The sequence below is a fragment of the Streptomyces sp. NPDC107654 genome, assembly GCF_055639035.1.
Window position 1 is genome coordinate 1 of sequence record NZ_JBVKBI010000015.1, and the last position, 12,038, is coordinate 12,038.

13 protein-coding genes and 1 rRNA gene are annotated in these 12,038 nt (G+C 71.2%); 11 read left to right on the plus strand and 3 right to left on the minus strand.

Going from position 1 to position 12,038, the window contains the following annotated elements; translation table 11 throughout:
• The 10 genes from rrf to ACZ7N4_RS24855 all read left to right on the plus strand — a co-directional run.
• A 5S ribosomal RNA gene (gene rrf, locus ACZ7N4_RS24810) occupies positions 1-93 on the plus strand; the annotation flags it as partial.
• Positions 94-166: 73 nt separating this feature from the next.
• Entirely contained in the window at positions 167-811 is a 645-nt protein-coding gene (locus tag ACZ7N4_RS24815) for an HAD family hydrolase (protein ID WP_471361477.1), read from the plus strand.
• 92 nt (positions 812-903) lie between these two features.
• A complete protein-coding gene (locus tag ACZ7N4_RS24820) occupies positions 904-1,617 on the plus strand; it encodes a VC0807 family protein (RefSeq protein WP_471361479.1) in 714 nt (237 codons plus the stop codon).
• An 87-nt stretch (positions 1,618-1,704) separates the two neighbouring features.
• Positions 1,705-2,934, plus strand: coding sequence for an MFS transporter (locus tag ACZ7N4_RS24825; protein WP_471361482.1), 1,230 nt, complete (start codon positions 1,705-1,707; stop codon positions 2,932-2,934).
• The gene (locus tag ACZ7N4_RS24830; RefSeq protein ID WP_471361484.1) at positions 2,885-4,057 is read left to right on the plus strand and encodes an acetoin utilization protein AcuC; all 1,173 of its coding nucleotides are present in this window, start codon (positions 2,885-2,887) and stop codon (positions 4,055-4,057) included. Before ACZ7N4_RS24825 ends, ACZ7N4_RS24830 begins: the two co-directional genes overlap by 50 nt.
• A gap of 95 nt (positions 4,058-4,152) precedes the next feature.
• On the plus strand, positions 4,153-4,968 hold the full coding sequence (locus ACZ7N4_RS24835; RefSeq protein ID WP_471361487.1) for a phosphatase: 816 nt from the start codon (positions 4,153-4,155) through the stop codon (positions 4,966-4,968).
• Between the two features lie 129 nt (positions 4,969-5,097).
• Positions 5,098-5,310, plus strand: coding sequence for a helix-turn-helix domain-containing protein (locus ACZ7N4_RS24840; protein WP_121791081.1), 213 nt, complete (start codon positions 5,098-5,100; stop codon positions 5,308-5,310).
• A 136-nt stretch (positions 5,311-5,446) separates the two neighbouring features.
• The gene (locus tag ACZ7N4_RS24845) at positions 5,447-5,545 is read left to right on the plus strand and encodes a 30S ribosomal protein bS22 (RefSeq protein WP_003948845.1); all 99 of its coding nucleotides are present in this window, start codon (positions 5,447-5,449) and stop codon (positions 5,543-5,545) included.
• Positions 5,546-5,794: 249 nt separating this feature from the next.
• A complete protein-coding gene (locus ACZ7N4_RS24850) occupies positions 5,795-6,856 on the plus strand; it encodes an NAD-dependent epimerase/dehydratase family protein (RefSeq protein ID WP_471361490.1) in 1,062 nt (353 codons plus the stop codon).
• 14 nt (positions 6,857-6,870) lie between these two features.
• Positions 6,871-7,917 (plus strand): lysophospholipid acyltransferase family protein, encoded by a 1,047-nt coding sequence (locus tag ACZ7N4_RS24855; protein ID WP_471361492.1) that lies wholly within the window; start codon positions 6,871-6,873, stop codon positions 7,915-7,917.
• A 98-nt stretch (positions 7,918-8,015) separates the two neighbouring features.
• On the opposite strand, the gene ACZ7N4_RS24860 is transcribed toward ACZ7N4_RS24855, so the two are convergent.
• The 3 genes from ACZ7N4_RS24860 to ACZ7N4_RS24870 form a co-directional block, all read right to left on the minus strand.
• The gene (locus ACZ7N4_RS24860; RefSeq protein ID WP_471361494.1) at positions 8,016-9,305 is read right to left on the minus strand and encodes a DUF5667 domain-containing protein; all 1,290 of its coding nucleotides are present in this window, start codon (positions 9,303-9,305) and stop codon (positions 8,016-8,018) included.
• Positions 9,306-9,539: 234 nt separating this feature from the next.
• Positions 9,540-10,319 (minus strand): ECF subfamily RNA polymerase sigma factor, BldN family, encoded by a 780-nt coding sequence (locus ACZ7N4_RS24865; RefSeq protein ID WP_471361497.1) that lies wholly within the window; start codon positions 10,317-10,319, stop codon positions 9,540-9,542.
• Positions 10,320-10,685: 366 nt separating this feature from the next.
• Positions 10,686-11,606 (minus strand): HAD family hydrolase, encoded by a 921-nt coding sequence (locus tag ACZ7N4_RS24870; RefSeq protein ID WP_471361499.1) that lies wholly within the window; start codon positions 11,604-11,606, stop codon positions 10,686-10,688.
• A 129-nt stretch (positions 11,607-11,735) separates the two neighbouring features.
• On the opposite strand from ACZ7N4_RS24870, the gene ACZ7N4_RS24875 reads away from it, so the two are divergent.
• Positions 11,736-12,017, plus strand: coding sequence for a glutaredoxin family protein (locus ACZ7N4_RS24875; RefSeq protein WP_392817708.1), 282 nt, complete (start codon positions 11,736-11,738; stop codon positions 12,015-12,017).
• Positions 12,018-12,038: the final 21 nt, after the last annotated feature.

Genomic DNA, 12,038 nt, shown 5'->3' on the forward strand with positions numbered 1-12,038 from the left:
ACGCCCGGTTACATTCCGAACCCGGAAGCTAAGCCTCACAGCGCCGATGGTACTGCAGGGGGGACCCTGTGGGAGAGTAGGACGCCGCCGAACAATTTTTGGGAAAACCCCCGCATCGGGTCGATGCGGGGGTTTTTCGCGTTTACGGTCGATTAAGGTCTTCGGCATGCGCTATGACCTCGTCATCTTCGACAACGACGGTGTCCTCGTGGACAGCGAGCCCCTGTCCAACCGGCTTCTGTCCGCCTATCTCACCGAGTTGGGCCACCCGACCACGTACGAGGACTCCATACGCGACTACATGGGGTCGGCGATGCACCGCGTCCACGAGCTGATCCTGGAGCGGACGGGACAGCGGCTGCCGGCTGACTTCGACGAGGTCTTCCACCGGCGGGTGTTCGCCGCGTTCGAGAGGGAGTTGCGGCCCGTGGCCGGCGTGACCGGTGTACTGGAGAAGCTGGCCGCGGACGGGGTGCCGTACTGCGTGGCCTCCTCCGGGAGTCACGCGCGGATACGGGTGGGGCACCGGACGACCGGGCTCGACCGGTGGTTCACCAAGGAGCGCGTTTTCAGCTCGGAGGACGTGGGGCGGGGCAAACCGGCGCCGGACCTGTTCCTGTACGCCGCCGAGCGGATGGGGGTGGCCCCCGAGCGGTGTGTGGTCGTGGAGGACTCCCCGCTGGGCGTACAGGCCGCCGTGGCGGCCGGGATGGACGTGTACGGGTTCACCGCCATGACGCCGGCGGCGCGGCTCGCGGGTGCCGCCCAACTCTTCGGGGACATGGGGGCGTTGGCTGACCTGCTGGTATGACCAGGGGCCGGGGCCCGTGCTGACATTTGTCATGCGGAGCTGCGGACGATCGTTCCTACTGCCCGACCCCGTCCGACGGCGAAGCTGGGGGCATGACGAAGAAGACGGGGAACCAGGGCCGCAAGCCGAGCGTGCTGGACAACTTCAAGCCGCTGCTCGTCGACGTGGCGGTGCCGCTCGGCTCGTACTACCTCCTCAAGGAGGCCTTCGGGATGAGCACCTTCGCGGCGCTCGCCTGGAGCAGCGTCGTACCCGCGGTGCGGACGGTGTGGGGCCTGGTGAAGAAGCGGACGGCCAACGGGCTGGCGGGTCTCATCCTCGTCGTGAACGTCGTCTCGCTGCTGCTGAGCTTCCTCTCCGGCGACCCGCGGCTGATGCTCGCCAAGGACAGCGGGATCAGCAGCACGGTCGCCATCGGGATCCTGGTCTCCGTGTGGCTCGGCAGGCCGATGATGACCGCGGGCATGAAGCCCTTCCTCGTGAAGGGCGACGCGGACAAGGAGGCCGCCTGGCAGCGGCTGATGTCCGGGACGGCCGCCGAGTCGGCCGCCTTCCGGTCCAAGGAGCGCGCGTTCTCCGTGGTGTGGGGTCTGGCTCTGCTCGCCGAGTGCGTCGCGCGGGTCGTCGGCGCCTACACCGTGCCCGTCGACACCATGGTGTGGCTGGGCACCGTCTTCATGGTCGCCGCGATGGCGCTCGCGTTCGTGGTCAGCGGTGGACTCGCCGTCGGGCCGATGGAGCGGATGCTCGCGGCCGAGACGCAGGCCGGCCGGGAGCAGCAGCCCACGCTGGCCGTCGCCGCCTGATCACCGCCCGGGAACGGCCGAAGCTGAGCGAATTTCATCTTTGGCCGGATCTACCCACAGGTAGCCAGGGGCCCTACGCTCGCCGCCATGACTGATGTGCTGCGGCGCGGCAGGGCCTCTTTGGCGTTCGGCTTCTTCGCCCAGGGCGTCGCCTTCGCCCTGCTGGTGACGCGCATCCCGGCCGTCCAGGACCGGTACGGCGTCTCCGACGCGCTGCTCCCGGCCTTCCTGGCCGCCGTGCCGGTCCTCGCCGGGATCGGCAGCGTGACGACCGAGCAGCTGGTGAAACGGATCCGGCCCAGCCGGCTGCTGCGCTGGTCCCAGCCGGTGGTGCTGCTGGCACTGCTCGACGTCGGGGCGGGCGGGCAGGGACAGGTGGCCGGGCTCGCGGCGGCGCTCGGCGTCTTCGGCCTGGCGGTGGGGGCGCTGGACGCGTCCATGAACATGCTCGGGGTCAGTCTCCAGCGGTCGTACGGGCGCAGCATCATGCTCAGCTTCCACGCCGCCTACAGCCTGGGCGGGATCCTCGGGGCGTCGCTGGCCTGGGCCGGGGCGCACTGGCATCTCGCGCTGTGGGTGCCGTACCTGCCGGTGGTGGCCGTGCTGCTGCCGACGACGCTGGTGGGGAGCCGGTGGTACGTCGACGGGGACCCGGCGCCCGGGCGGGGGGTCCCGGCCGACGGCGGGGGCGTCGGCGGGGGCGTCGTCTTCAAGCTGCTGCTGCCGCTGTGCCTGGTAATGACCTTCGCGTACATCGGGGACTCGACCGTCTCCAACTGGAGCGCGAAGTACCTGAAGGACGTGCTGGGCAGCTCGGAACAGCTGGCGACCGTGCCGTACAACGTGTACATGGTGACCACGCTCGCGGGGCGGGCGCTCGGGGACTCGGGGGTACGGCGGTTCGGGGCGGTGACGGTCGTGCGGCTCGGGTCGCTGGTCGCGGCCGGCGGATTCGCGGTGGTGGCCGTGGCACCCGGCGCCTGGGTCGGGATGCTCGGGTTCACCCTGCTGGGACTGGGGCTGTGTGTGCTCGTGCCGCAGACCTTCGCGGCGGCGGGCAGGCTGTTCCCCGGGGCCTCCGACGCCGCGGTCGCGCGGCTGAACATCTTCAACTACGTGGGCTTCCTGATCGGTTCGCCGTTGGTCGGGGCGCTCGGAGACGCCTGGAGCTACCGGGGGGCCATGCTGGTGCCGATGGTGTTGGTGCTGGTGACCATGGGGTACGCCAGGTCGTTCGCCCCTCAACCGGACCGATACGGTGGCGGACATGAGCGGCCGCGCACAGCTGATGTGGGACGAGGCAGTAACGGGCTATGACTTCGGACCGAGCCATCCGATGGATCCGGTCCGGCTGGACCTGACCCGCCGGCTGGTCGGTGCCTTCGGGCTCGACCGGGAGGTGGAGGTCGTCGCGGCCAAACCGGCCGGCGAGTCGACGCTCCGGCTGGTCCACCGGGAGGACTACATCGACGCCGTGAAGGCCGCGTCGGCGGATCCGGCGGGCGCGGACGGGGCGTACGGGCTCGGTACGCTCGACGATCCCGCGTTCGCCGGGATGCACGAGGTGTCCGCGCTGATCGCGGGGCAGTCGGTGGGCGCGGCGGAGGCGGTGTGGCGGGGGGACGCCGAGCACGCCGTGAACTTCGCGGGCGGGCTCCACCACGCGATGCCGGGCGGTGCGTCCGGGTTCTGCATCTACAACGACGCCTCCCTGGCGATCGCGCGGCTGCTGGAGCTGGGCGCCGAGCGGGTCGCCTACGTCGACGTCGACGTCCACCACGGGGACGGGGTGCAGGCCGCGTTCTGGGAGGACCCGCGGGTGCTGACCATCTCGCTGCACGAGCACCCCCGGACGTTGTTCCCGCAGACCGGGTGGCCGGAGGAGACCGGGGCGGGCGCGGGGGAGGGGACCGCGGTCAACCTGGCGCTGCCGGCCGGGACCGGGGACGCGGGCTGGGTACGGGCCTTCCACGCGGTGGTGCCGGAACTGCTCGCCGAGTTCCGGCCGCAGGTCCTGGTCACCCAGCACGGGGCCGACACGCACTTCGAGGATCCGCTCGCCCATCTGGCCGTCTCGCTGGACGCGCAGCGGGCGGTGCAGGTGGCCTGCCACGAGCTGGCGCACGCGTACGCGGGGGGCCGGTGGGTCGCGCTGGGCGGGGGCGGATACGCGGTGGTGGACGTCGTACCGCGGTCGTGGACGCACCTGGTGGGCATCGCGGCGGGAAGGCCGGTGGCGCCGGAGGCGGTGATCCCCGAGAGCTGGCGCCAGGACGTGTTCGCGCGTACCCGTCAGTTGGGGCCGCAGCGGATGACGGACGGGCGGTGGCCGGTGGCGTACGAGGAGTGGGAGGCCGGGTACGACCCCGCCGACCGCGTGGACCAGGCCGTGCTGGCGACGCGACGGGCCGTGTTCCCGCTGCGGGGGCTGCTGCCGTAGCGCCGCCGTGGGTGCGCGGTCGGCATTAGGCCAAACGTGCGGCGTTCCCGCCGTTTCCGCCCCGCCCGGGCTCCCGGTGGGTCACCATCGCATCCGTGTGGTCCCCCGCCCGTCTCCGTGCGCATCTGGTGGCCGCTCGGCTGGCCGGGGTGGTGGGGACCTCGCGGGAGGACAGCCTGCGGAGCTATCGGCTGTTCGCGGCCCGGGACCCGCGCGCGCTGATCGGGATCGATCCCGAAGGCCCCTGGGAGTTCCGGGATCTGATCGGGCTGATGGCGCGGAAGTGCGGGGTTTCGGGCGACCCCCGGCACACGGCCGGACCGGACGTGATCGATCCGGAGCGGACCCTCGCCGCGCTGGACGCCTTCGCCGGACGCATCCGGGCGGTGGCCCGAAGCGGTGCGCCCGTGCTGCTGGGGACGGGGCACCCGCACCGGCTGCTGGATTTCTACGCCGGTCTTGCGGACGCCTTGTCGGCGGCGGGATGTGAGGTCCTCACCCCAGCGCAGGGTCGCTGTGTCGACATATTGACCCGGTTCGGTCTACGTCCCCACCACCTCGACTACGTACGAGGGGTGGGGCTGGTGCGGGAACCGGCGAGCGAGCGCCCCGGTCGTGAGCCGGGCGCCCACACCCATTCGCCCCTCCCGGTTCGGGTCGCGCTCGACGCCGCGGCGGCGGCCGGCGGGCCCCTTCCCGAGCTGGTCGTCGGCGACCACGGATGGGTCTGCGGTGCAGGTCAGCTGGGGTTCGAGGCCATCGGGCTGGCCGACACCGACGATCCCGCGCTGTTCGTCGGGGAGGCCGAGGGGCGGGTGTCCGTCGTCGTTCCGGTTGATGACGCGGTGCGGTCTGCTCACTACCGGCCGCTGGCCCGCTACGTGCTCAATCGAGCGTGTCTGTCACAGTAGGCCGCCGATGGGTGCACCTCTTCCCCACTCGCATCACCCGCCCCTAGTCTGGGGAGTGAGCACGCAACGACGAAGAGTCACCGGAAGGGGAAGCCGGTGGCCGTCGAGTGCGGAAGGTTCAGGTGTGTCATGGCTGCAGCTGGCGAGAGGCCTCTGAACGAGGTTCAGTTCCTTACCGTGGCGGAAGTCGCCTCGGTGATGCGAGTGTCGAAGATGACCGTGTACCGCCTGGTGCACAGCGGTCATCTGCCCGCGATCCGGGTGGGACGTTCGTTCCGCGTCCCGGAGCAAGCGGTACACGAGTACCTCCGCGACAGCTATGTGGGGGTGGAGACGGCCTGACGACGACCCCCGGGTGACCCGGGGGTTCCCCCTCGATTACGACCTCGGCGCTCGGTTGGGTAGGCTAGCCCCTCGTAGGTCGTGTGGGCCCATGGCGCCCAAACAACCGAGACATGAGAAGTGAGCGAGGGTAGTCGTGGGCTCTGTTATCAAGAAGCGGCGTAAGCGGATGGCCAAGAAGAAGCACCGCAAGCTGCTCAAGCGCACGCGCGTGCAGCGTCGTAACAAGAAGTGATGTCGTCCCCCGCGTCAGCGGGGGTGTTACGAAAGCGGCCGCGCCGCGGGCGTACAGCTGTGGCCCCCCACCAGCACTGGTGGGGGGCCACAGGCATGTTCCGCCGGGGGCCGACCCCCGGCATGTACCGATGGGGGAAATTCCGTCACCGCGTGCACCACGGGTCGTCACAGGGCGACATCGACCGGCTAGGTTGGCCGCACACGGGGAACGCGGGATACCGGTTACGCGGGAAGGAAGGCGCTGATCTTGGGAAGGGTCGTGCTCGTCACCGGAGTGGCCCGGCAACTGGGCGGCCGGTTCGTACGGCGGATCCAGCGGGACCCGGAGGTCGACCGTGTCATCGCGGTGGACGCGGTGCCCCCGGCCCACCATCTGGGCGGAGCCGACTTCATCCAGGCCGACATCCGGCAGCCGACCATCGCCCGCGTACTCGCCGAGACCGGCGCCGACACGGTCGTCCACATGGACGTGACCGGTACCGCCCTCGGCGGCGGCAGCCGGGCCACGGTCAAGGAGACCAACGTCATCGGCACCATGCAGCTGCTCGGCGCCTGCCAGAAGTCGCCGGCCGTGCGACGGCTGGTGGTGAAGTCCAGTACGAACGTCTACGGCTCCGCACCGCGCGATCCGGCCGTCTTCACCGAGACCACCCCGCCCAAGTCGCTGCCGAGCGGAGGCTTCGCGAAGGACGCCGTCGAGGTCGAGGGGTACGTGCGCGGTTTCGCCCGGCGGCGGCCGGACGTCGCCGTGTGCGTGCTGCGGTTCGCCAACATCCTCGGTCCCACCGCGGACACCCCGCTCGCCTCGTACTTCGCGCTGCCCGTCCTGCCGACCGTGTTCGGCTACGACCCCCGGCTGCAGTTCGTGCACGAGGACGACGTGATCGAGGTGCTGCGGATCGCCTCCCACGAGCCGCGCCGGGGCACCCTCAACAGCGGCACCTTCAACATCGCCGGGGACGGGGTGCTGCTGCTCTCGCAGTGCTCCCGGCGGCTCGGACGCCCCACCGTGCCGTTGCTGCTGCCCGCGGTCACCTGGGCCGGCTCCCTGGTGCGTACGCTCGGTATGACGGACTTCTCGCCGGAGCAGATCCGGCTGCTCACCCACGGGCGGGTGGTGGACACCGTCCAGATGCGCGAGACGCTGGGCTTCACGCCCCGCCACACGACGGCCGAGGCCTTCGCGGACTTCGCGCGCGGCCAGGGACCCGGGCTGCTGCCGCCGGAGACCCTCGCGGCGACCGTGGACCGGCTCGCCGCGCTGACCGCGAGGGCGGGCGGCCACCCCCAGACGCACAGCGCCAACTGAGGAGAGCGGCAACGATGGCGGACGCCAAGGTCATTCCGTTCGACGACGACCGGTCCCGCGCGGGCGCCGCGCAGCGCCCGGCGCGGCGCCGGGCCGGGGGGAGCAGGCGCGGCGAGGCCGGTTCCGTCCAGCCCCTGCCGGGCCGGGAGCGGGTGCGGGAGGACGGTCCCGTGAGCGGTGAGGAGCAGTCGCCGGAGCCCGCGGAGAGCGGCGGCGGGGACGGCGGCCTGGAGCGGCGGGTGGCGGCCGGGCTGGCCTTCCTGCGGCGGCGGCTGACCGGGGAGTACGAGGTCGACGACTTCGGTTACGACGAGGAGCTGACCGACCAGGTCCTGATGTCGCTGCTGCGGCCGGTGTACGAGAAGTACTTCCGGGTCGACGTGAAGGGCATCGAGAACATCCCGGCCGAGGGCGGGGCGCTGATCGTCGCCAACCACTCGGGCACGCTGCCGCTGGACGGCCTGATGATGCAGGTGGCGGTGCACGACCGGCACCCGGCCGGCCGGCACCTGCGGCTGCTCGCCGCCGACCTCGTCTTCGTGCTGCCGGTGGTGAACGAGCTGGCCCGCAAGCTGGGGCACACGCTCGCCTGCGCGGAGGACGCGGAGCGGCTGCTGGGCCAGGGCGAGCTGGTCGGGGTGATGCCGGAGGGGTTCAAGGGCATCGGGAAACCTTTCAGCGAGCGGTACAAGCTCCAGCGGTTCGGCCGGGGCGGTTTCGTCTCCACGGCCCTGCGGCAGGGGGCGCCGATCATTCCGTGCTCGATCGTCGGGGCGGAGGAGATCTACCCGATGATCGGCAACGCCAAGACGCTGGCGCGGGTGCTGGGCTTCCCGTACTTCCCGCTGACGCCGACGTTTCCGTGGCTGGGGCCGCTGGGTGCGATTCCGCTGCCCACCAAGTGGACGATCCAGTTCGGCGAACCGATCCCGACGGACGGGTATCCGCCGGAGGCCGCGGAGGATCCGATGCTGATGTTCAACCTGACCGACCAGGTACGGGAGCAGATCCAGCACACGCTGTACAAGCTGCTGGTGCAGCGTCGGTCGGTGTTCTTCTGAGCCCTCGTTCTCCTCGGTGGTCTCCTGGTGCGGGTCCGTGTACGGCGTCGGGGGCGCCCCTGCTCGGATAGGGGCGCCCCCGACGTGATCACGGGCCGCTAGTCCGTGTCCTCGCTGTCGATGCCCAGACCCGGGAGCAGGTCGGGGATGAGCGGCGGGATGGTGACGTCCGGCTGACCCGGGAGGGTCTTGCCGGCGGACGGGGAGCTGCCCTCCGACCCGGTCTTCGGCGGGTTGAGCAGGCCGCCCGTGTCGCCCCCGATGAGGCCCTCGCCGCTGCTGCCGGTGGCCGAGCCGCTCGGGGAGCCGGTGCCGGTGTGCTTGCCGGCGGACGGGGTGCTGCCGGCGGAGGCGGGCGGGTGCGAGCGGTGGCTGCCGGCGGAGCCGGTGGACGAGGGGCCGGAGCCGCCGCCCTGACGGCTGCCTCCGCCGGTCTGGGCCGGCGACGGCGGGAGCAGCGACTGCAGCGGGGCGACCTCTTCGTCTATGGCGTCGAAGACCGAGGACACCTGCTGTTTCACATCGCCCAGCTGCACGGGCAGCCTGTCGCTGAGCGCGCTCCACGCCTCGCGGTGCGAGCGGGAGAACGCGGACAGCGCCTGGATGGGACCGAGGGAGTCCGGGTCGGCCTCGTAGGCCGCGTGGAGCAGGCGGTGACCCTCGGTGACATCGTGCTGCATCCCGGACAGGGTGCGGCGGATCTCGCCGATGGACTCGTGGTCCAGGTGGCCGCCCCGCCCACGCTCCAGCAGCCGGCGGGCCTCGCTGAGCCGGGTGGAGGCCTGGTCGAGGTAGGTCTGGCCGCGCTGGTCGTCGCCGTCGGTCAGGTAGTTGAGCTTGAAGTCCTCGATGCCGCGTTTCAGGCCGTACAGCGAGTCGCCGGGAAGGGCGTCGGAGCTGGCGGCGGCGACCCCGCCGAAGGCCCCGGCGGCCACGCCCACGCTGAGTCCGCCGGCCGCGAGGCCCTTGGTCAGCCTGGTGCGCGGGCGGAGCTTGCCCAGCGGACTCGCCCGGTGCGCGCCCTTCGCACGGTGAGAACGCTCGCCCGTCTCCCGCCACCGCCCTTCCAGGGAAGTCGCTTCGCTCCCCTTCTGCTTCGGTACCGACGCGTCCACCGCCCCGGCCCCCTCCTGGAGCATGGCCTCCATCGCGGCCACCAGCTGGGCCCGTTGGACGACCTTGACCTCCGGGTCGAGCTGCGGCTTGGGCAGCGCGCCGAGTCCCGTCGCCAGGGCCAGCAGCTCGCCCTGCCCGGAGCGTTCCTCGGGGGTCGGCGGCGATCCCGCCGGGCTGTCGGACTGCTCGGCCGCCGTGTCCCGGTCGGACTGCTCCTCCAGGGCCTGGGCGAAGGCGTTCGCCCGCCGGTGCGCCGATACGTTCGCGATCACTGGCGGCACCTCCTCTCGTCATGACGGTCGACTCCCCAGGGGGTCCTGAGGGTTGCACGTCCCTGACCGCTTCCCACGATCGAGTGATCGGGGCCGGCCAGGACGTGACCACAGGGAGCCTGTATCCCGCACAACGACTGGCGCGGCACTTGGGTTACGGACGGCGGACGACCGGATCGGAAAGGCAACGGACTTTCACCGTAAGTGAGTTGGTCGTCGCCTGCGGTCACCTGGTCAGCGGGCGTCGTCCGGCAGCAGCCGGGCGAGCGTGCGTACGGCGCGGTACTGGAGGGTCTTGATGGCCCCCTCGTTCTTGCCCATGACCCGGGCGGTCTCGGCGACCGAGAGGCCCTGGAGGAAGCGGAGCGTCACGCACTCCTGCTGCTGCGGGTTGAGCCGCCGTACGGCGTCGAGCAGGGCGGCGTTCGACAGGGACTCCAGGACGGAGTCCTCCGGGGAGCGCTCGACCTCGTTGGCGTCCAGCATCTCGCCGGTGGTGACCTCCAGCCGGAAGCGGCTGGACTTGAAGTGGTCGGCGACCAGGTTCCGCGCGATGGTGACCAGCCAGGCACCGAAGTCGCGGCCCTGCCAGGTGAAGGTGCCGATCCTTCTGAGCGCCCGCAGAAAGGTCTCGCTGGTGAGGTCCTCGGCGGTCGCGCGGCCGCCGACGCGGTAGTAGATGTACCGGTAGACGGTGTCGCTGTACTGGTCGTAGAGGCGCCCGAAGGCCTCGGCCTCGCCGGCCTGGGCGCGTTCGACGAGATCCATCATCCGGGCGCTGTCGCTGTCGGCGGCCGGTCGGCGGGTGGTGGCCGCGCCGGTGGCACGCCCTCGTCTGCCGACGGCGGCGCCGCCGTCGGCCAGTGCGTAGCACGGGCCCGCTGGCGCGGCGGCGGCGAAGGCGGGGACGGCGTACGCGGTGGGGACGACGCCGCGCAGCGTCTCTTTGACCGTCGCGATCGTTGCGCGCAGCGTAGCCAGGCCCGAGGCGTCAACCCCGACGTGTGGGTACACGGGACTCCCAGAGGCAGAGCTTCCATCACGTGCAGTGCGGGACCGTTCACCCGTCGTGGCGACGGAGGGGTACCGGTTTGCGTTTGAGGAGAATAACGCTTCGTACAGGCCCTGCTACACCGAGTTGCTCAAATCATCGATTGCGTCGCTTCTATGGCCGTTTGGTGGCGGGTCAAGTTCCGTAACGTGATCACTTGTTGACCGGAAAACGGCGTGTTTCGGTGAAGTGCGGGGCGTGTTGAACGGGGTGATGTACACGAGCGCGTTCAAAGCGCGCGGAGCGCGGCGCGGCGAGCGCCCCGGGGGGAGGGGCGAGCGCCCCCCGACGGGAGAGGGGTGGGCGTCCCGGACGGGTTCCGGCAGGGGTCAGCGGCGGCGGCGGCTGAGGGCGATCGCCGCCGCCGTGCCGCCGGCGACCGCGCCGACGCCCGCCGCCGCCGGGATGCCGACCTTCGCCGCCTTGCGGCCGGTGCGGTAGTCCCGCAGGCGCCAGTCCTTCTCGCGGGCGTGCCTGCGGAGCTTGGCGTCGGGGTTGATGGCGTAGGGGTGGCCGACCAGGGACAGCATGGGGATGTCGTTGTGGCTGTCGCTGTAGGCGGCGCAGCGGGCGAGGTCCAGGCCCTCCCCCGCGGCGAGGGCGCGGACCGCCTCCGCCTTGGCCGGGCCGTGCAGCGGCTCGCCCACCAGCTTGCCGGTGTACACGCCGTCGACGGACTCGGCGACCGTGCCGAGCGCGCCGGTCAGGCCGAGGCGGCGGGCGATCACCTGGGCGATCTCGACCGGGGCCGCGGTGACCAGCCACACCTTCTGCCCGGCGTCCAGGTGGGCCTGGGCGAGGGCGCGGGTGCCGGGCCAGATCCGGTCGGCCATGTACTCGTCGTAGATCTCCTCGCCGATGGACTCCAGTTCGGCGACCCGGTGGCCCTTGACGATCGACAGCGCGGAGTCGCGGGCGTCCTGCATGTGTTCCGGGTCCTCGACCCCGGCCAGCCTGAACCAGGCCTGCTGCCAGGCGAATCTGGCCAGGTCACGGGTCTCGAAGAACTTCCGCTTGTACAGCCCCCGGCCGAAGTGGAACAGCGCGGCGCCCTGCATGACGGTGTTGTCCAGGTCGAAGAAGGCGGCCGCCCTGTCGTCGCCGAGCACGGGGAAGTCCGGTTCCTCCGGCTTCGCCGGCGGGGCCTCCTGTGAGGACTTGCGGGCAGCCTCCGCCGAGGCCTCGCCTGCCAACACGCTCCGCGCCGTGGCGGAGCGCCTACGGGGAGTGAGCCATCCGAGAGCGGCCATGACGTGAGCATAGCCAGTCTGTTCGGTGGTTCCGGCGTCGCGAGGTTGGCGCGGTGTGAACTCTGTGCGGCCCCGCCGTGAAAGAAGCGATCCGGAATCCGGTCCGGAACGGGCGCGGACGGGGCGAGAATGGCCGGTATGAGTCCCCTCTTCCGACGCAGGGCCGAGCCGCGCGCGCGGCTGGTCACGCTCATCCGCAAGCCCGGCTGTCATCTCTGCGACGACGCGCAGGTGGTGATCGAGAAGGTGTGCGGCGACCTGGGAGTGCCGTGGGAGCCGAAGGACATCACCGAGGACCGGGAACTCCACGACCGCTACTGGGAGCAGATCCCCGTCGTGCTCATCGACGGTGAACAGCACACCTTCTGGCGCGTGAACGAGGAACGACTGCGTCGTGCACTGACCGACTAGTCCAAACAGGCCGGAAAGTCG